General features: G+C 60.4%; 18 protein-coding genes. 8 read left to right on the top strand and 10 right to left on the bottom strand.

Annotation, left to right across the window (positions count from 1 at the left end):
* Positions 1–2 precede the first annotated feature (2 nt).
* From ubiG to LVW35_RS07925, 3 genes are all read left to right on the top strand, one after another.
* Positions 3–701 carry a bifunctional 2-polyprenyl-6-hydroxyphenol methylase/3-demethylubiquinol 3-O-methyltransferase UbiG gene (ubiG, locus tag LVW35_RS07935; protein ID WP_003189760.1) on the top strand — a complete coding sequence of 233 codons (699 nt, stop codon included), beginning with the start codon at positions 3–5 and terminating at the stop codon, positions 699–701.
* A gap of 4 nt (positions 702–705) precedes the next feature.
* Complete coding sequence (gene mupP / locus LVW35_RS07930) at positions 706–1,377, top strand: N-acetylmuramic acid 6-phosphate phosphatase MupP (RefSeq protein WP_233894653.1); 672 nt, start codon at positions 706–708, stop codon at positions 1,375–1,377.
* A 91-nt stretch (positions 1,378–1,468) separates the two neighbouring features.
* Complete coding sequence (locus tag LVW35_RS07925) at positions 1,469–2,209, top strand: YciK family oxidoreductase (protein ID WP_233894652.1); 741 nt, start codon at positions 1,469–1,471, stop codon at positions 2,207–2,209.
* 72 nt (positions 2,210–2,281) lie between these two features.
* Here the strand turns inward: LVW35_RS07925 and LVW35_RS07920 are convergent, their stop codons facing one another.
* From LVW35_RS07920 to LVW35_RS07895, 6 genes are read right to left on the bottom strand one after another with little or no spacing between them, the layout of a single operon-like run.
* Positions 2,282–3,796, bottom strand: coding sequence for an ABC transporter substrate-binding protein (locus tag LVW35_RS07920; protein WP_233894651.1), 1,515 nt, complete (start codon positions 3,794–3,796; stop codon positions 2,282–2,284).
* 35 nt (positions 3,797–3,831) lie between these two features.
* Positions 3,832–4,803 (bottom strand): ABC transporter ATP-binding protein, encoded by a 972-nt coding sequence (locus tag LVW35_RS07915; protein ID WP_233894650.1) that lies wholly within the window; start codon positions 4,801–4,803, stop codon positions 3,832–3,834.
* Positions 4,800–5,756 carry an ABC transporter ATP-binding protein gene (locus LVW35_RS07910; RefSeq protein ID WP_233894649.1) on the bottom strand — a complete coding sequence of 319 codons (957 nt, stop codon included), beginning with the start codon at positions 5,754–5,756 and terminating at the stop codon, positions 4,800–4,802. The genes LVW35_RS07915 and LVW35_RS07910 overlap by 4 nt, the downstream gene beginning before the upstream one ends.
* A complete protein-coding gene (locus LVW35_RS07905; RefSeq protein ID WP_233894648.1) occupies positions 5,753–6,610 on the bottom strand; it encodes an ABC transporter permease in 858 nt (285 codons plus the stop codon). The genes LVW35_RS07910 and LVW35_RS07905 overlap by 4 nt, the downstream gene beginning before the upstream one ends.
* Complete coding sequence (locus LVW35_RS07900; RefSeq protein ID WP_233894647.1) at positions 6,607–7,554, bottom strand: ABC transporter permease; 948 nt, start codon at positions 7,552–7,554, stop codon at positions 6,607–6,609. The genes LVW35_RS07905 and LVW35_RS07900 overlap by 4 nt, the downstream gene beginning before the upstream one ends.
* A 3-nt stretch (positions 7,555–7,557) precedes the next feature.
* The gene (locus tag LVW35_RS07895; RefSeq protein ID WP_233894645.1) at positions 7,558–8,445 is read right to left on the bottom strand and encodes a proline iminopeptidase-family hydrolase; all 888 of its coding nucleotides are present in this window, start codon (positions 8,443–8,445) and stop codon (positions 7,558–7,560) included.
* 183 nt (positions 8,446–8,628) lie between these two features.
* Between LVW35_RS07895 and LVW35_RS07890 the strand changes: the two genes are divergently transcribed.
* Both LVW35_RS07890 and LVW35_RS07885 read left to right on the top strand, forming a co-directional pair.
* Positions 8,629–9,393, top strand: a complete 765-nt coding sequence (locus LVW35_RS07890; protein WP_233896427.1) for a LuxR family transcriptional regulator — start codon at positions 8,629–8,631, stop codon at positions 9,391–9,393.
* 93 nt (positions 9,394–9,486) lie between these two features.
* A complete protein-coding gene (locus LVW35_RS07885; RefSeq protein WP_233894644.1) occupies positions 9,487–10,419 on the top strand; it encodes a proline iminopeptidase-family hydrolase in 933 nt (310 codons plus the stop codon).
* A gap of 35 nt (positions 10,420–10,454) precedes the next feature.
* Here the strand turns inward: LVW35_RS07885 and LVW35_RS07880 are convergent, their stop codons facing one another.
* Positions 10,455–11,957, bottom strand: a complete 1,503-nt coding sequence (locus tag LVW35_RS07880; RefSeq protein ID WP_233894643.1) for a nucleobase:cation symporter-2 family protein — start codon at positions 11,955–11,957, stop codon at positions 10,455–10,457.
* 158 nt (positions 11,958–12,115) lie between these two features.
* On the opposite strand from LVW35_RS07880, the gene LVW35_RS07875 reads away from it, so the two are divergent.
* On the top strand, positions 12,116–12,949 hold the full coding sequence (locus LVW35_RS07875) for a nucleoside-binding protein (RefSeq protein ID WP_233894642.1): 834 nt from the start codon (positions 12,116–12,118) through the stop codon (positions 12,947–12,949).
* Here the strand turns inward: LVW35_RS07875 and punC are convergent.
* The gene (gene punC, locus LVW35_RS07870) at positions 12,946–14,130 is read right to left on the bottom strand and encodes a purine nucleoside transporter PunC (protein ID WP_233894641.1); all 1,185 of its coding nucleotides are present in this window, start codon (positions 14,128–14,130) and stop codon (positions 12,946–12,948) included. The genes LVW35_RS07875 and punC overlap by 4 nt on opposite strands.
* 122 nt (positions 14,131–14,252) lie before the next feature.
* Here punC and punR point away from each other — a divergent pair, with 122 nt between their 5' ends.
* Positions 14,253–15,176, top strand: a complete 924-nt coding sequence (punR, locus tag LVW35_RS07865) for a DNA-binding transcriptional activator PunR (protein ID WP_233894640.1) — start codon at positions 14,253–14,255, stop codon at positions 15,174–15,176.
* Here punR and LVW35_RS07860 read toward each other — a convergent pair.
* The gene (locus tag LVW35_RS07860; protein ID WP_233894639.1) at positions 15,157–16,326 is read right to left on the bottom strand and encodes an aspartate aminotransferase family protein; all 1,170 of its coding nucleotides are present in this window, start codon (positions 16,324–16,326) and stop codon (positions 15,157–15,159) included. The two genes, punR and LVW35_RS07860, sit on opposite strands and share 20 nt — an antisense overlap.
* A gap of 101 nt (positions 16,327–16,427) precedes the next feature.
* On the opposite strand from LVW35_RS07860, the gene LVW35_RS07855 reads away from it, so the two are divergent.
* The gene (locus LVW35_RS07855; protein ID WP_233894638.1) at positions 16,428–17,333 is read left to right on the top strand and encodes a LysR family transcriptional regulator; all 906 of its coding nucleotides are present in this window, start codon (positions 16,428–16,430) and stop codon (positions 17,331–17,333) included.
* Here LVW35_RS07855 and LVW35_RS07850 read toward each other — a convergent pair.
* Entirely contained in the window at positions 17,330–17,953 is a 624-nt protein-coding gene (locus LVW35_RS07850) for an HAD family hydrolase (protein WP_233894637.1), read from the bottom strand. The two genes, LVW35_RS07855 and LVW35_RS07850, sit on opposite strands and share 4 nt — an antisense overlap.
* Between the last annotated feature and the right edge of the window lie 43 nt (positions 17,954–17,996).

Here is a 17,996-nt window from a genome sequence, read left to right as displayed (position 1 = left end):
CCATGAGCAACGTCGACCACGCTGAAATTGCCAAATTCGAAGCCTTGGCTCACCGCTGGTGGGACCGGGAAAGCGAATTCAAGCCGCTGCACGACATCAACCCGCTGCGGGTCAACTGGATTGACGAACGCGTCAACCTCGCCGGCAAGAAGGTACTGGACGTGGGTTGCGGCGGTGGCATCCTCAGCGAAGCCATGGCCCAGCGCGGCGCGACCGTCATGGGCATCGACATGGGTGAAGCGCCGTTGGCCGTGGCCCAACTGCACCAGCTGGAATCCGGCGTGAGCGTGGAATATCGCCAGATCACCGCCGAAGCCCTGGCCGAAGAAATGCCCGAGCAGTTCGACGTGGTCACCTGCCTGGAGATGCTGGAACACGTACCGGACCCGTCCTCGGTGATCCGCGCCTGCTTCCGCATGGTCAAGCCCGGTGGCCAGGTGTTCTTCTCCACCATCAACCGTAACCCCAAGGCCTACCTGTTCGCGATCATCGGCGCTGAATACATCATGAAGCTGCTACCGCGCGGCACCCACGACTTCAAGAAATTCATCCGTCCGTCCGAGCTGGGTGCGTGGAGCCGCCAGGCCGGGCTGACCGTCAAGGACATCATCGGCCTGACCTACAACCCGCTGACCAAGCACTACAAGCTGGCCAACGACGTCGACGTCAACTACATGATCCAAACCCTGCGCGAGGAGTGAGCCTGTGAAGTTGCGAGCGGTTCTCTTCGATATGGACGGTACCCTGCTGGACACCGCGCCGGACTTTATCGCGATCTGCCAGGCCATGCGCGCCGACCGCGGCCTGGGGCCGATCAACCCCCAGCACATCCGCGATGAAATCTCCGGCGGTGCGAAGGCGATGGTGGCCGTGACTTTTTCCATGGACCCGGAATCCCCAGGCTTTGAAGAGTTGCGCCAGGAATTCCTCGAGCGCTACCTCAAAGGCTGCGCGGTCCACAGCAAACTGTTCGACGGCATGGCCGAACTGCTCGAAGACATCGAGAAGGCCAACCTGATCTGGGGTGTAGTCACCAATAAACCAGTGCGTTTTGCCGAGCCGATCATGCAGCAACTGGGCCTGGCCGAACGCTCGGCGCTGCTGATCTGCCCCGATCACGTGAAGAACAGCAAGCCGGACCCGGAGCCGATGATCCTGGCGTGCAAGATGCTCGACCTGGACCCGGCCAGCGTGCTCTTCGTGGGCGATGACCTGCGCGATATCGAGTCCGGCCGCGACGCCGGCACGCGCACTGCAGCGGTCACCTACGGCTACATCCACCCGGACGACAACCCGCGCCATTGGGGCGCCGATGTGGTGGTGGATCACCCGCTGGAATTGCGCAAGGTGCTGGATAACGCTCTGTGCAGTTGCTAAGGACAATGGGGATCTAAATGTGGGAGCGGCGGTTCTTCACTGTTCTCAAGCCTGGTGTTGGCAATCTGTTGAATTTCTGTCGAGGCTGTTTATGTTTGATTACTCCGCACGTCCAGACCTGCTCAAGGGCCGCATCATCCTGGTGACCGGCGCCGGCCGCGGGATTGGCGCGGCCGCGGCGAAAACCTACGCCGCCCATGGCGCCACCGTGCTGTTGCTGGGCAAGACCGAAGCCAATCTGGCCCAGGTGTATGACGAAATCGAAGCGGCGGGCCAACCGCAGCCGGTGGTGATCCCGTTCAACCTGGAGACCGCCCTGCCCCATCAATACGATGAGCTGGCCGCGATGATCGAAAAAGAATTCGGCCACCTCGACGGCCTGCTGCACAACGCGTCGATCATCGGCCCACGCACGCCGCTCGAGCAGTTGTCCGGTGAGAATTTCATGCGGGTGATGCACGTGAACGTCAATGCGATGTTCATGTTGACCAGCACGCTGTTGCCGCTGCTCAAATTGTCCCAGGATGCGTCGGTGGTGTTCACCTCCAGCAGCGTCGGGCGTAAAGGCCGGGCCTATTGGGGCGCCTATGGTGTGTCGAAGTTTGCAACCGAAGGTTTGATGCAGACCCTGGCCGATGAGCTTGAAGATGTGGCTGCGGTCCGCGCCAACAGCATCAACCCTGGCGGCACGCGCACCAGCATGCGCGCCCAGGCGTATCCGGGGGAAAACCCGATGGAGCGGCCTGCTCCGGAAGAGATCATGCCGGTGTACCTGTACCTGATGGGGCCGGACAGTGCCGGCATCAATGGCCAGGCGTTCGATGCGCAATAATATCTGACACAACACCGAGCCAATTGTGGGAGCGGGCTTGCTCGCTCCCACATTGGTATTGCGGCGCTCTTTTTAGTTTTTCACGACGTCCTCAAGCGTGAAACGGCCGAGCGGGTTTTGCAGGAAGTTGCTCACGTTCTTGCGTGAGATGTTGATGTATGGGCTGTAGTACAGGTCGATCCAGTTCACATCCTGTTTTGCCAGTTTCTGCAATTCCACATACATCTGCTCACGCTTGACCGGGTCAGCCTCGATGCGCGCCTGCGCCACCAGTGCCTTGACCTTGTCGTTCTTGTAACGGGTCATGTAGTTCTGGTTGGTGTCGTGGCCCAGCACGAAGGTGGTCTTTTGGTCCGGGTCGAGGATGTCGTTGGTCCAGTACATCACCGAAATGTCGTACTCACCGTCCACCAGCATCTGCCAGCTCTGGGTCGGGTCGACCTTTTGCAGGTTGGCGGTCACGCCGACCTTGGCCAGTTGATCCTTGATGATCACCGCAATCTGCTCGTCGGCTTCGTTGCCGGCGTTGACCACGTAGTTGAGCTTCAAGTCCTTGGCACCGGCCTGTTCCAGCAGCTTCTTCGCAGCGGTCGGGTCATACGGGCGTTGCAGGTTGTTGGCGTAGTGGTACAACGACCCCTTGGGAATGTAGGAATAAGCCACGGTGCCTTGACCGTAAGTGGCGGTCTTCACCAGCGACTGTTTATCGATGGCCATGTCCAGCGCCTGACGTACTTCCGGCTTGGCCAGGAGGCCATGCTCGTGGTTGATCAGCAGGTGATCTTCACGGGTGGAGGGGTCGGCGTGAATCACCACGTTCTTGTCTTTCTTCAGCTCTTCAACCCGCGAGAACGGTACGAAGATCGCCGTGTCCAGCTCATTGTTCTGCACCATGCGCATGCGGGTGTTGTCGTCGGTCACCGAGACCCACTCCACACCATCCAGGCTTACGTTCTTGGCCTGCCAGAAGTTCGGGTTTTTCTTGAGGATCACCCGATCACCCTTGCGCCACTCATCCACGGTAAACGCGCCGGAGGTCACCGGGTTTTCCGAGTAGGCGTCTTCGCCCATTTTGGTCATGGCTTTTTCCGACAGGATCGACACCGTCGGCGACGCCAATTGCGAGAGAAAGGCCACAGCCGGAGTCTTCAACGTGACCACCAGGGTTTTCGGGTCTGACGCCTTGGCCGTGTCGATCAAGTTGAACGGATCAGCCCACAGCGAGGCCTTGTTGTCGCGAATGCGCAACAGACTGAACGCCGCGTCGTCAGCGGTGATCGCCGAGCCGTCAGAGAACTTCGCATCACGCAGTTTGAAGGTGTAGGTCAGGCCGTCCTTGGAGATGTCCCAGCTTTCGGCCAGGCCCGGTTCCATCTTGGTGCCCAGGTTGTCGACGCGCACCAGGGTGTCGTAGACGTTGGCGAAAACCCAGGTGTCGCGGTTTTGTGCGCTTTTGATCGGGTCGAACGTGGTGCTGTCTTCACGGCAGCCGATGGTCAGCACACCGGCGGCGTGCGCCAGCCCGGCGGTGAGGGACCATGCGGTCAATGTAGCGGCGGCGAGCAACTTCAAGTGGCGCGATTGCATGTCATAACTCCTTGTTCATGAATGGCAGGGGAAGGTCAAAGCAAAGGTTCTTCAAGCACGCAACTGTACCGATGCTCGTGCAGGAAATGCGTCGGCGGCAATACCACGGAACACATGGCTCGAGCATGTCGGCAACGCGGGTGAAAGGCACAGCCTGTAGGCAAATTCAGTGGACTCGGTGGTTCACCCGGCAAGGGTTCGGTAGACAATGGCCGATGGGGATCGATCTCGGGAATCGCCTGAATCAACGCCGCCGTGTACGGATGGCGTGGCGCCGTGAAGATCGCCTCCACCGGCCCTTCCTCGACGATCTTGCCCAAATACATCACCGCCACGCGGTCACACAGTCGGCGCACGATGGCCAGGTCATGGGCGATGAACAGGATCGCCAGGTTCATGCGTTGTTGCAGCTCCAGCAACAGATTGATGATCTGGCCCTGGATCGACACATCCAGCGCCGCCACGCATTCGTCGGCGATGATCAGGCGCGGCTCCACCGCCAGCGCCCGGGCGATGCCGACGCGCTGGGATTGGCCGCCGCTGAGGGAGCCGGGTTTGCGGCTGGCCAACTCGGGGCGCAGGCCGACCAGGTCCAGCAGCTCATTCACGCGAGCCGGAACCCGCTCCGGCGCAACCTTGCGCTGCACGCGCAACACTTCGGCAATTATTTCGCCGATGGTATGGCGTGGGTTCAGCGCGGCATACGGGTCCTGGAAGATCATTGCGGTTTCATGGCGCAGGCGAGTGATGTCGATGGCGCTGCCGTGGGCCATGTCGATGCCATCAAACAATACCTGCCCGGCGCTGATCGGGTTGAGGTGCAAAATAGCCCGACCCAGGGTGCTTTTACCGCTGCCGGACTCGCCGACCAACCCCAGGGTTTCGCCTGCCGCCAGGTCTAGCGACACACCGTTCACCGCCCTCACCCATTGCTTGTTCAATCCCAACAAGCCACTGCCCGACGCGGCAAACTTCACCTCAAGGTCCTTGATCTGCAACAGGCTCATGGTTGCGCTCCCAACGGATAATGACAGGCCACTCGCGCGCCTTCCGGCAGCACCTCGGTGCACAACGCGCCGACCTGCGGGCAACGCGGATTGAAGCGGCAGCCAGCGGGCAATGCGTCCAGCAAAGGGGGCTGTCCAGGAATCGTGCGCAGCAAGGCGTGGCCACTGCTGTGGGCGGGTTGGCAGTCGATCAAGCCTGCGGTGTAAGGATGTTGCGGATGGGCCAGCAGCTCGTATTTGCTGCCGTGCTCGCACAGGCGCCCGGCGTACATCACGGCAATGGCGTCGCAGGTCTGCGCGACCACGCCGAGGTCGTGGGTAATCATGATGATCGACAGACCGCGCTGGTCGCGCAGCTCCAGCAACAGCCGCAGGATTTGCGCCTGCACTGTCACATCCAGGGCGGTGGTCGGTTCGTCGGCGATCAGCACTTTCGGGTTGCAGCCCAGGGCGACTGCGATCATCGCGCGTTGGCGCATGCCGCCGGAAAACTCATGGGGGTAGTTGTCGACCCGCGTCTGAGGATCGGGGATGCCCACTTGGCGCAACACGTCGATGGCTTGCCGTCGCGCGTCTTTTTTCGAAGCGCCTTGATGCAGGCGAATGCCCTCGGCAATTTGCTCACCGATGCGCATCAACGGGTCGAGGTGGCTGCTGGGGTTCTGGAAAATCATGCCCAACTGACCGCCGCGCACGGCACGCATGCCGGCGTCATCCAGCGACAATAGATCCCGGCCGGCCAGCCTTACAGCACCGCCTTGCACCCGCAGATTGGCGGACGGCAATAAACGCATCAGGCCGCGACAGGCCATGGTCTTGCCCGAACCGCTTTCCCCTACCAGACCGAGGATTTCGCCCTCGGCCAAATCGAAGGACACACGATCGACCAGGGTCACATCACGCCCGGCGTTGTTGGCGATCACACTGAGGTCGCGCACTTGCAACAGGCTCATGAGCGATCCCCCAACACTTGCGCCACGCCATCGGCGAGCAGGCTGAAGCCCATGGCCAAGGTCACGATGGCCAGTCCCGGAAAGGTGCAGATCCACCACGCGGTAGTGATGAAGGCTTGCCCCTCGGCGACCATGGTGCCCCACTCGGCGGTCGGCGGTTGCACGCCCAGGCCCAGGAAGCTCACGGCGGCGCCATTGAGCAGCACCAACACCGCGTCCGACATGGAAAACACGATGGAGCCGAACATCGCATTGGGCAGCAAGTGCCGGAACAGAATCCGTCCATGGCCAAACCCCAGGCTTTTGGCAGCCAGGGCAAAATCGCTTTCCTTGAGCACCAGGATCTGCGAGCGAATGAGCCGCGCGTAGGACACCCAGCCCACCAGCGCCATGGCGATGTAGAAGCTTTTCAAGCCTGGGCCGAGAATGGCCATGATCGCCAGCATCAGCACCAGAAACGGAAATGCCAGGATCACATCGATCACACGCATGCAGACACTGTCGAAACGCCCGCCGATATAACCGGAGACCGCGCCGATGAAGGTGCCGATCATGAACGGGAAGATCACCCCGACGATGGCGAGTTGAAGGTCAATCCGCGCGCCCCAGATCACCCTCGAAAGGATGTCCCTTCCGTAGTTATCCGTGCCAAAGGGATGAGCAAGGCTGGGACCGAGCAAACTGTAATCCGTGTTCTGCGCAATCGGGTCGTGAGGCGCGATCCACGGCGCGCACAGCGCAAGCACCAACCACGCCAGCAGAATCAACAAGCCCCACGCAGCCGTCAGCCGGCCATTGCGAAAGCCGAAGCGCAGACGCAAGCGCCAAGGGGCAAGCAACGGACGGCCGCTCATTGCATCTTCACTCGCGGATCGAGGGCGACGGTTACTACGTCAGCGATAAAGTTGACGACCACCGTCGCGCAGGCCAGCACCATGGCCACGCCCTGCACCACCATGTAATCGCGGGTAAAAATCCCGCGCACCAACAATTGGCCAATGCCGGGGATGGCGAACAGGCTTTCAATGACTACCGTGCCGCTGATCAGCCAGCCGATGTTCACCGCCAGCAGATTGACCGCCGGCACCAGGGAGTTGGGCAACACGTGTCGGCGAAACACTGCGGCTTGCGACAACCCACGCGCTCGGGCGGCGGTCACGTGGTCGGCCTGCAATTCCATCAACATGCTCGCCCGCAAGTTACGCACCAGCACCGCTGACAGTGCCAAGGCAATCGTCAGGCACGGCAGCACCATGTGATGCGCTTTGTCCAACCAGGTCCGGCCGTAGCCGGACACCGGGAACAGGCCCCACTGCACACTCAGCAACAGGATCAACATCAACCCCAGCCAGAACGCCGGCATGCCCAGGCCGACCGTGGTGAACACACGGATCAGGTTATCCGCCCAGCCCCCCTTGTTGCGCGCGGCCAAGGTCGCCAACGGCACCGCAATCACCAGCGCCAGCACCACGCTGCCAAGCACCAGCACCAGCGTAGGTTCGATGCGCGTGACGATCAGCTTGAGCGCGTCGACCTTGTACAGCAGCGACTGGCCAAGGTCGCCCTTGAGCAGATTTTTCAAAAAGTAGAAATATTGCAGCCACAACGGCTGGTCGAGCCCGTACTGGGCGCGGATTTTCAGCAAGGCGTCGGGCGTGCTGCGCGAGCCCAGCAGCGCGCGCGCCGGGTCGCCGGGAATCGAGCGCACCAGCACAAAGGTGATCAGGCTGATGCCAAGCAGCACCGGCAGCAATTGCAGTGGTCGGGACAGTACAAAGCGGTAACGCGCCAGGTTCATCCGTCAGCCTCGGTGACGAGCTAGGAAGTCCAGCAGCACCGGGAAATACGCCTGGGGCTCTTCATAAAAAGGCATATGGCTGCTGTTGGGGAAGACGTGCAATTCGGCGTGTTTTGCGGCCAGTTTCATGCGCATGGCGCAGGCTGGAGTGAGTTCATCGTGCTGGCCGGTGGTAATCAGGATCGGCATCTTGAACGCGGCCATCTCGGGGATACGGTTCCAGTCCTTGAGATTGCCGATATAGAGGAATTCGTTGGGGCCCTGCATGGTTTCGTAGGGGCCCATGTTCCAGTCGCCGAGCGAGCGTTTGACCGGCTCAGGCCATTCGTCGAGACGGCATACGTGGCGATAATTGAGCAATGTGATCGCGGCCTGGTACTGCGGATGGTCCAGGGTGCCCAGAGCTTCGTGGCGCTGCATCATGGCCACGGTTTCGCTGCCGAGGGCGCCGCGCAGACGCTCCAGTTCCTGGGACAGGTGCGGAATATCGCCGACGGTGTTTTCGAGGATCAGGCTTTTCAGTGCGTCGGGGTAGTAGATGGCGTATTCGATCCCGAGCCAACCGCCCCAGGAATGCCCGAGCAGGTGCACGCGGCCGAGGTTCAGTGCCTGGCGCACGGTTTCGACTTCTTCGACATAACGGCGGATTTCCCACAGCGAAACGTCGGTGGGTCTGGCTGATGCGCCCGTGCCAAGCTGGTCGAATGCAACCACTCGCAGGTTATGCTCTTTGAGCCAGCCATGGGCGTCGCGCAAGTAGTCACACGGCAAGCCGGGCCCGCCGTTGAGACACAACAGCACCTCATCGCCTTCGCCAAAGCTGTAGACCACGAGGTTATGGCCGTCGACTTGCACGTTGTACTGCTGGTCGGGGGCAATTTCACGCCACATGCATACATTCCTTGTGTTGTATCGGCCTGGCAGGTAGCGGCCGTTTATCAGGCCAACACTACCGAGGATGCCGTGCGTCCATAACCTAGTAGTTCTTATAGGTTTGGCCTGGCAGTCCTTCGCCGGGGCGTGGCATTCTACTTGCCGCAAGTCGAGATTCAAATGAATTCGGGAGCAGAACGGATGCTGGCCAAGCTGACTGCGTTAAATCACCGTCTGATGCCGGGCAGGAGCCTGGATGAGCAGATGGACAACACATTTATCCTCGCCCAGCAGCTGGGCTTCGATGCATTGGTGTATGACTACACCCCGGTGCCGATCGACCAGGATGGCACATTGATCACCCCCTCGGTGCTCGCACTGCGCAATACCCCGTCCGACTGGCATGCCTTGTGGTGCGGCGAAGGGTTCTATCAGATAGACCCGGTGCAACATCTGGCCCTGAGTACGGTGTCACCGTTCGTATGGTCCTACGACGTCAAGGTCGATACCCCACTGCAAAAGATCATTGATCCCTGCCATGCCCCGGTTTCATCCTACTTGCACGACCAGCAATTGACTTGCGGCGTCAGCGTGCCGATCCACCTGCCCCGTGGCGGCTTCGCTTCGCTGACCGGCCTGCGCACCGGCAACGCCCGCACCGTGTTGAAGGATGCTCAGCAGACCTTGTCGGATTTCAGCCTGATTTCCCATGCCTTGCAGGAAGCGGCCTACCCACTGTTCAGCAAGGAACTGCGCACTTATCCGCATATCCACCTGACCAAACGCGAACGCGAGTGCCTCAAATGGGCCGCCGATGGCCTGACCGCCGCCGAAATCGCCACGCAATTGAGCCGTTCCCTGGCGGTGGTCACCCTGCACCTGGCCTCGGCAATGCACAAGCTGGGGGCCAAGAACCGCGTACAGGCGGTGGTGCGCGCCACTCATTACCGCCTGCTCGAAGACTGACCGCCCGGCAAAACCTAGCTGTTTTGCTAGTTACTTAAATTTCGCCCACGCATTATCGTGTCCCTGATCCTTTTTTTCAGAGCAGGGTACGAAATGGAATTCATCGAAAAAATCCGCGAGGGGTATGCGGCGTTTGGCGCCTACCAAACCTGGTACCGCGTCACCGGTGACTTGTCGAGCGGCCGCACTCCCCTGGTGGTTATCCACGGCGGCCCCGGATGCACCCATGATTATGTTGATGCGTTCAAGGACGTCGCCGCCAGCGGTCACGCCGTGATCCACTATGACCAGCTGGGCAACGGCCGCTCTACGCATCTGCCTGAAAAAGACCCGTATTTCTGGACCGTGGGCCTGTTCCTCGAAGAACTCAACAACCTGCTGGACCACCTGCAGATCAGCGATAACTACGCACTCCTCGGCCAATCCTGGGGCGGCATGCTCGGCAGTGAACACGCGATTCTGCAACCCAAGGGCCTGCGCGCGTTCATCCCGGCCAACTCGCCCACCTGCATGCGTACCTGGGTCAGCGAAGCCAACCGACTGCGCAAATTGTTGCCCGAAGGTGTGCATGAAACCCTGCTCAAGCACGAAGCTGCCGGCACTTACCAGGACCCGGAATACCTCGCCGCGTCGCGGGTGTTCTATGACCATCACGTGTGCCGAGTCATCCCGTGGCCCGAGGAAGTGGCGCGCACGTTCGCTGCGGTCGATGCAGACCCGACGGTGTACCACGCCATGAGTGGCCCGACCGAATTCCATGTGATCGGCAGCTTGAAGGACTGGAAATCCACAGGCCGTCTGTCGGCGATCAACGTACCGACCCTGGTGATCTCTGGCCGACACGACGAAGCCACACCGCTGGTGGTCAAGCCGTTCCTGGATGAAATTGCCGACGTGCGCTGGGCGCTGTTCGAAGACTCCAGCCACATGCCCCATGTAGAAGAACGCCAGGCGTGCATGGGGACTGTGGTGAAATTTCTGGATGAGGTGTGTTCAGCGAAGTACAAGGTACTCAAGGCTGGCTGAATCAGTGGGGGAGCTGGCGGACCAGCTCCCCTATTTCAGACCTCGGTAGCCTCCGCTTTGGTCGCCCTTTTCGGGGCATCCGCCACCAACGGAATCTCCCTCCCCTCGGCATCAAACAGCTTGCCGCCGCTGAAGTAATCTCCATCGCGCAGTTCCGACACATCCCGGAAGCACAGGCTGCGCTCGGTCCCCGCTACAAACACCGATTGTTGGTCAGAGTTACCCGCAGTGAAGTGGTTGAACGCCAGGTTCAGCAGGATTGCCATGATTGCCGACGAGCTGATCCCCGAATGGAAAATAGTCGCGAACCAGGTTGGGAAGTGATCATAGAAGCTTGGTGCCGCAATCGGGATCATGCCAAAACCGATGGAAGTGGCGACGATGATCAGGTTCATGTTGTTGCGGTAATCCACCTTGGACAGCGTGCGAATACCACTGGCCGCCACAGTGCCGAACAGCACAATCCCGGCCCCGCCCAACACGGAGGTCGGCACTGCCGCAATCACTCGGCCCATGAAAGGCAGCAGGCCAAGAATCACCAGGAACAGCCCGCCGGTGGCCACCACAAAGCGGCTCTTCACCCCGGTCACCGCTACCAGGCCGACGTTCTGGGCGAAGGCGCTCTGGGTGAACGAACCGAAGATAGGCGCGAACATGCTCGACAGCATGTCGGCACGCAGGCCGTTGCCCAGGCGTTTGGAGTCGACTTTGGTGTCGATGATTTCACCCACGGCCAAAATGTCTGCGGAGGTCTCGACCAGCGTCACCATCACTACGATGCACATGGAAATGATCGCGGCAACATGGAAGGTCGGCATGCCGAAATGGAATGGCGTGGGGAAACCGAACATCGGTCCTTGGGTCACGCCGGAAAAGTCCGCCATTCCAAGGAACACCGCAATCAGCGTGCCGATCACCATCGCCAGCAGGATCGACAGGCGCGAGATAGTCGCGCTGCCAATTTTGCTCAGCAACAACACCAGCACCAGGGTCAGCGCCGCCAGGCCAATGTTGGACATGCTGCCGAAATCTGCACTGCGGCTGTTGCCCCCCATGGCCCAGCGCGCCGCAACCGGCATCAGGGTCAGGCCGATGGTGGTGATTACAATGCCCGTCACCAACGGCGGGAAGAACTTGGTGATCCGTGAAAATACCGGGGTGATCAGTAACCCGATAAACGACGCGGCCATCACCGACCCGAGAATCGCCGGCACACCGCCGGCGCCATCACTCCCGACAATTGCCACCATGGTTGCCACACCGGCAAACGACACGCCCTGCACCAGCGGCAATTGACAGCCAAAAAATGGTAGACCCAAGGTCTGCAACAGTGTGGCCAGGCCACCGGCAAACAGCGACGCAGCGATCAGCAGGCCGATATCCGCCGGGGACAACCCGGCTGCCTGGCCGACAATCAGGGGGACCGCAACAATCCCGCCGTACATCGTGAGTACATGTTGCAGACCGTAAGCCATGTTGGCGGCGACGCCGAGATTCTCATCTTCTGGCCGCTGCGGTAACGCCTTCGGGATAGTCATGGTGAGGGGTTCTCTGTTTTTGTTGTACAGCCACTGTATGCAATGTTAGGACTAGATGTCCATAGAGTTGTATACAATCAATAGGGCAAGTTACTCTCCATCGGCGTTACAAAAACAATTCGGCCGTGATGAGCCAGAACGCCAAAGGACCCAGAACAATGAAAAAAGCATTACAGGGCGCAACTGTTGCATTCACCCTGCTCGGCGGCGGGGAGGCCGTCGCGGTGGAATGGATGAACAACAGCGTAGGATTTCGCTACGGTCAGCAGTTCACCAATCCGAACAACCCCGACGAATTCAGCAAGCGCATCTACAGCTTCACCCACGCCAGCGGCTACCGATACGGCAGCAATTTCGTCAACCTCGATGTGTTCCTGTCCGACAGCCGCGACCCGCGCAAGGGCACCGATCATGGTGGGAGTGAGGTGTACGCGGTGTACCGCCACCAGTTGTATGTTTCGCGGGTATTCGATGTGCCGCTCAGCACCGGCCTGGTCAAGGATTACGCGCTGACCCTGGGCTTCGATGCCAACCGCAATAACAACTTCGCCTCAGCCAAAAAACGCGCACTGGTGATCGGCCCGACGCTGAAATTCGACACGGTCGGCGTGCTGGACCTGAGCCTGATGTACTACAAGGAAAGGAACCACACTGGGATCCCCGGCGCGCAGGAGTCGAACCACACGTTTGACGACACCTACATGCTCAACCTGACCTGGATGCGTCCGTTCGAGATCGCCAACCATGCGGCGAAATTCCAGGGGTTTATCAATTACGTCGGGGAAAAAGGCGAGGACTACCACGGCCGAGACACTGCGCCGGAAGCCCTGATGCGCACCGCGTTGATGGTGGCGGTGCGACCAGGCAAAAGCGTCAAGCCAAACCTGTACCTTGGGGTGGGTTACGAGTATTGGCATAACAAGTTCGGCGTGGATGTCGGCCGGGGTAGCCGCACATCGACGCCGACGGTGAATATGGAAGTGACGTTCTAGGCGACCGCCAGTTCCGAATCGCCGGTTTTCGGCCGCGCCAGCCAGTAACCCAGCACCGCCACCGGCGCTGTCGCCAACATCACAATCACGGTGATCAGCAGCGGTTGTTCGATCATCGACGACACCAGCAGGCTGCTGAGGAAGCACAGACCCAGTTGCAGGGTGTTTTGCAATGCCGCCGCCTTGCCGGAGTTTTCCGCAAACGGCATCAGTGCATTCGCCACGACGATGGGGTAACTGGCACCGTTGACCAGCGCCATCAGGCAGAACGGAATCAATAAGGTGGTCAGCGTCGGCACGGTCAGCGTGGCCACCAGGTACAACGCCACCATGCTGATGCAATACGCCAGCAGCAGCCACGGCAACAGCGTCTTGCCCTGACAGTGCTGCAAGGCACTTCGGCAACTGTAGCCGCCGACCAGAAACGCCAATGTGGGCAGTACATAGCTCAGGCCGATGTCATTCGGGCTGTAGCCCATGTCGCCAAGTATGAAGGGAGAAGCCGTCAGCCAGGCGAAAAAGCTGGCCGAGCACGCGGCAAAAATCATGACGTTGCCGGTGAACACGCGAGACTTCAGCAATTGCCCATAGCCCAGGCGCAAAGGCTCACCCTGCCCCGCCCGACATTTCGCCGCAGTACGCAGGAACAACGTCGGCAGCAGCAACAACAACGACACGCCCAGCAATACGCCGAAAATCGCCTGCCAGCCAAAGTGGTTCAGCACCATCGCACCCAACAGCGGCGCCAACGCAGGCGACAACGACATCAACGGCATGATGCTGGCGAACACCCGATGGGCTTTGTCGGCCGGGTAGCGATCGATCACCAGCGCCTGCCAACTCACGGCGGCGGAGCACACGCCAATCGCCTGCATAAAACGCAGCGCCAGCAATTGCGGCGCGGTCTCGACCCAGAACATCCCCGCGCAGCCCAGCACAAACAGGCTCAGGCCGGCGAGCAGGATGGGCTTGCGTCCCAGGCGATCGGATAACGGCCCCCACAACAACTGCCCTACTGCAAAGCCGGCGAGGAAAATACTCAAGCTGGCACCCACCGCGCCCGCGCCAATCTGCAACTGCTCGCCCATGGCACCGAATGCCGGCAGATACATGTCCATGGCGAGGTAACCGAGCATGCTCAGCCCCGCCAGATACCAAGTGAAACCAAAAGAATTTTTCATTGAAGCCTTGTTAATCCTGCCATCAAACTATTTGCTGACTGGCGCCCATTATGAAGCTGACAATTTTTGTGTGAAGCGATAATAATTGGACACTCTTATCAATAAATCTGAAGGCAAGCATCATGTGGTCCGAATATTCCTTGGATGTGGTCGATGCCGTCTCGCGTCATGGCAGTTTCAGCGCCGCCGCTCAGGAACTGCACCGCGTGCCATCAGCCATTAGCTACACGGTGCGTCAGCTTGAAGAATGGCTGGCAGTTCCACTGTTTGTAAGACGCCACCGGGATGTGGAACTGACCCCCGCCGGCCGCCTGTTTATCGACGAAGCCCGTGGCGTGATGAAAAAAATGCTCGGCACCCGACGCCTGTGTCAGCAGGTCGCCAATGGCTGGAGCGGCCAGTTGAAGGTGGCGGTGGATTCCATCGTCAAACCCCAACGCTGTCGGCAGTTGGTGTGGGACTTCTACCGACAGTTTCCCGAAGTTGAGCTGTTGCTGGAGTACGAGGTGTACAACGGCGTGTGGGATGCCTTGGCGGATGAGCGCACTGACATTGTGATCGGCGCGACCAGCGCGGTGCCGGTGGCCAGTCGCTTCACGTTCCGCGATATGGGCTTGTTGAACTGGCTCTGCGTGGTCAGCACGCGGCATCCGCTGGCGAGCATCGACGGGCTGCTGAACGACGATCAACTGCGTCCTTTCGCCTCCCTGTGCATGACCGACACCTCGCGCAACCTGCCCAAGCGCGACACTTGGACCCTGGATAACCAACGACGCCTGGTGGTCCCGAATTGGGCATCCGCGATCGATTGCCTGCGCGACGGCCTGTGCGTCGGCATGGCGCCGGCGCATCAGGTGTTGCCGTGGATCGAACGCGGTGAACTGGTAGCGCTGCAATTGAGCCGGCCATTTCCGGCCAGCCCGTCGTGTGTGGCCTGGGCCCAGAACAAGCTGTCGCCGGCCATGGCGTGGTTGTTGGAATACCTGGGAGACACCGAAACCCTGAATCAGGAATGGCTCAACGGCCCTACGCCAGTAACCGGGTAATGGCCCGCACGATCATCTCGACCTCCTTGGCACCCAGGGTCAGCGGCGGCAGCAGGCGAATGACCTTGCCGCGCGTGACGTTGATCAGAAGGCCGTGTTCCTGGGCGGCACGTTGGGCCAGGTCTCGATAGGGGCTGGCCAGCTCGACGCCGATCATCAACCCCTGGCCACGAACCGCCAGGACCTGCGGATGCTCACTTAACTCCACGCGCAACCGCGCCAGCAGGCGCTCGCCCTGCACTGCCGCATTCTGCAGCAAGCTTTGTTCTTCGATGATGTCCAGCACGGTACAACCGACCCGACATGCCAGCGGATTGCCACCGAAGGTACTGCCGTGACTGCCCGGTGTGAACAGCTGGGCCACGGCAGACAGTGCCAGGCAGGCGCCGATCGGTACGCCATTGCCGAGGCCTTTGGCCAGGGTCATCACGTCCGGGACGATGCCTTCATGCTGGAAGGCGAACCAGGTGCCGGTTCGACCGATACCCGTCTGGATTTCATCGAGCATCATCAGCCAGCCATGGCGTGTGCAGTGATCACGCAGGGCTTGCAGATAGCCCGGCGGGGCCGGCAGTACGCCACTTTCACCCTGGATTGGCTCCAGCAGAACCGCTGCAATGCGCGCGCCGAATGTTGTGGTGATGGCTTCTATCGCGGCGATATCGCCAAAGCCCACCTTGAGAAAGTCACCCGGCAAGCGCTGGAAGCCCAAGCGCACCGACGGCCCATCGCTGGCTGCCATAGTGCCGAGAGTGCGGCCATGAAAGGCGTTTTCCATCACCACCACCAACGGTTCTTCAATGCCCTTTTTCCAGCCATGCAGGCGCGCCAGTTTGAGGGCTGTTTCGTTCGCTTCGGCACCGGAATTGTTGAAGAAGGCCTGGTCCAGCCCGGACAGCTGGGTCAGGCGCTGGGCCAGCCGTTGTTGCCAGTCGATGCTGTAGAGGTTGGAGGTATGCAGCAGCAGGCCAGCCTGCTCGCTGATCGCCGTCACCAGCCTGGGGTGCGAGTGGCCGACATTGGTCACCGCCACACCGGCCACCGCGTCCAGGTATTCGCGACCTTGCTGGTCCCATAGGCGCGTACCCAAACCGCGGGTGAAGCTCAGGGCCAGGGGCTGGTAAGTGGTCATCAGGCAGGCGGCGGTCATGGTACGGCTCCAGTGCATCGTAATGATGGCTGCAGTATCGTTAGCCACCTGAGCTGGATAAACTGCGCATCTGTGCAATGACTTTAAACCAAGGCTTGATAATGGATCTGTTCCAGGCAATGTCGGTGTACGTGAAAGTGGTAGAGACCGGCAGCATGACGGCGGCGGCCCAAGCCTGTGGAATGTCTACCACCATGGTCGGTAATCATCTGCGTGCCTTGGAACAGCGGTTGGGCGTCAGTCTGCTCAAACGCACTACGCGCAAACAAAGCCTCACTGAATTCGGCGGACAGTATTACCAGCGCTGCCTGGAAGTGTTGGGATTGGTGGCCGACTCTGAGCAGCTCGCCGAACAAGCCCACAGCGATGTCCCCAAAGGCACACTGCGCATCACCGCACCTCCCGTGTTCGGCACCGAACGCCTTACCCCGGCCTTGAGCGAGTTTTCCCGGCGCTACCCGCTGATCAACTTGTACGTGGTGCTGAGCAATGAGCGCATGGACTTGGTCGACAGCGGCTTCGACGCGGCGATCCGTCTGGGTGAACTGGAAACTTCCAGCCTGATCGCCCGGCCAATGCAGGCCTACACCCTCACCCTCTGCGCCTCACCGGAGTACCTGGCGCGACGTGGCACGCCTCAGACACCCGATGATCTGCAGCAGCACGACTGCCTGGCGTTCGCCTACCCAGCGAGTGACAACTGGCGCGACGCCGACAAACTGTGGCGCATGACCGGCGAGGGAGGCGAGGTGGAGGTTCCAGTGTCCGGTTCATTGACCATCAACAGCTCCCAAGGCTTGCGCCAGGCGGCCATAAACGGCATGGGCATCATCATGCTGGCCGATGCCCTGGTGCAACCGGACCTGGAGAGCGGCAAGCTGGTGGCCTTGTTAACTACCTATCGACTGCCCAGTCGCCCCATGCACCTGCTCTACGGCCAGGACCGCTATCGCCTGCCCAAACTGCGCGCCTTCGTGGATTTCGCCATGGAAAAGTGGGCGCGCTAGAAACCCACGCCCAATTCACGCAAGCGCGCGGCAGTGCGCTCGGCAGACACATGGTGAATCCCCTGCCAGCCGAGGGCGATGGCCGCTTCGATGTTGCCGGCAACATCATCAATAAATACCACTTCAGCTGGCTGGATGTCGGGAAGATGGGCCCGGACCTGACGGAGACTGGCGTTGTAGATCGCGGCGTCAGGCTTGATCAATTTCAGCTCGCCGGACACGACGATATCGCGAAAACATTCGAGGAAGGGATAGTTGGCCCGCGCGTAAGGGAAGGTCTCAGCGGACCAGTTGGTGAGCCCGAACAACGGCATATCGGCCTGGTGCAGCGCCTTGAGGATCGCCACACCCTCCGGTAGTGGGCCCTTCAGCATTTCGTGCCAACGGTCGTAATAGGCTTGGATCAGACGTTCGTGATGCGGGTACTGCTCGATCAGGCTCCGGGTACCTTCGGCCAGGGAGCGACCGGCATCCTGTTCGGTGTTCCAGGCCTGGGTGCAGATGGTGTCGAGGAACGATTGCCGCTCGTGATCGTCGGCAATCAGCTTGCGATACAGGTGGTGCGGGCTCCAATCGAACAGGACACCGCCGAAATCAAAAACGACTGCACGAATCGTCATCAGATCCTCCGTTAGCGTGAGTGTGATAGCGGTTGGAGTCTGG

Source organism: Pseudomonas sp. HN11 (assembly GCF_021390155.1).
Taxonomy (GTDB): domain Bacteria; phylum Pseudomonadota; class Gammaproteobacteria; order Pseudomonadales; family Pseudomonadaceae; genus Aquipseudomonas.
Note: the sequence above shows the minus strand (reverse complement) of the source record. Positions and strands in the feature narration are given on the sequence as shown.

What these genes read in the sequence shown, in the direction of transcription:
- ubiG (WP_003189760.1), top strand. Translation starts at nt 3, where the DNA reads ATGAGCAACGTCGACCACGCTGAAATTGCCAAATTCGAAGCCTTGGCT.
- LVW35_RS07925 (WP_233894652.1), top strand. Translation starts at nt 1,469, where the DNA reads ATGTTTGATTACTCCGCACGTCCAGACCTGCTCAAGGGCCGCATCATC.
- LVW35_RS07920 (WP_233894651.1), bottom strand. Translation starts at nt 3,796, where the DNA reads ATGCAATCGCGCCACTTGAAGTTGCTCGCCGCCGCTACATTGACCGCA.
- LVW35_RS07915 (WP_233894650.1), bottom strand. Translation starts at nt 4,803, where the DNA reads ATGAGCCTGTTGCAGATCAAGGACCTTGAGGTGAAGTTTGCCGCGTCG.
- LVW35_RS07910 (WP_233894649.1), bottom strand. Translation starts at nt 5,756, where the DNA reads ATGAGCCTGTTGCAAGTGCGCGACCTCAGTGTGATCGCCAACAACGCC.
- LVW35_RS07905 (WP_233894648.1), bottom strand. Translation starts at nt 6,610, where the DNA reads ATGAGCGGCCGTCCGTTGCTTGCCCCTTGGCGCTTGCGTCTGCGCTTC.
- LVW35_RS07900 (WP_233894647.1), bottom strand. Translation starts at nt 7,554, where the DNA reads ATGAACCTGGCGCGTTACCGCTTTGTACTGTCCCGACCACTGCAATTG.
- LVW35_RS07895 (WP_233894645.1), bottom strand. Translation starts at nt 8,445, where the DNA reads ATGTGGCGTGAAATTGCCCCCGACCAGCAGTACAACGTGCAAGTCGAC.
- LVW35_RS07890 (WP_233896427.1), top strand. Translation starts at nt 8,629, where the DNA reads ATGCTGGCCAAGCTGACTGCGTTAAATCACCGTCTGATGCCGGGCAGG.
- LVW35_RS07885 (WP_233894644.1), top strand. Translation starts at nt 9,487, where the DNA reads ATGGAATTCATCGAAAAAATCCGCGAGGGGTATGCGGCGTTTGGCGCC.
- LVW35_RS07880 (WP_233894643.1), bottom strand. Translation starts at nt 11,957, where the DNA reads ATGACTATCCCGAAGGCGTTACCGCAGCGGCCAGAAGATGAGAATCTC.
- LVW35_RS07875 (WP_233894642.1), top strand. Translation starts at nt 12,116, where the DNA reads ATGAAAAAAGCATTACAGGGCGCAACTGTTGCATTCACCCTGCTCGGC.
- punC (WP_233894641.1), bottom strand. Translation starts at nt 14,130, where the DNA reads ATGAAAAATTCTTTTGGTTTCACTTGGTATCTGGCGGGGCTGAGCATG.
- punR (WP_233894640.1), top strand. Translation starts at nt 14,253, where the DNA reads ATGTGGTCCGAATATTCCTTGGATGTGGTCGATGCCGTCTCGCGTCAT.
- LVW35_RS07860 (WP_233894639.1), bottom strand. Translation starts at nt 16,326, where the DNA reads ATGACCGCCGCCTGCCTGATGACCACTTACCAGCCCCTGGCCCTGAGC.
- LVW35_RS07855 (WP_233894638.1), top strand. Translation starts at nt 16,428, where the DNA reads ATGGATCTGTTCCAGGCAATGTCGGTGTACGTGAAAGTGGTAGAGACC.
- LVW35_RS07850 (WP_233894637.1), bottom strand. Translation starts at nt 17,953, where the DNA reads ATGACGATTCGTGCAGTCGTTTTTGATTTCGGCGGTGTCCTGTTCGAT.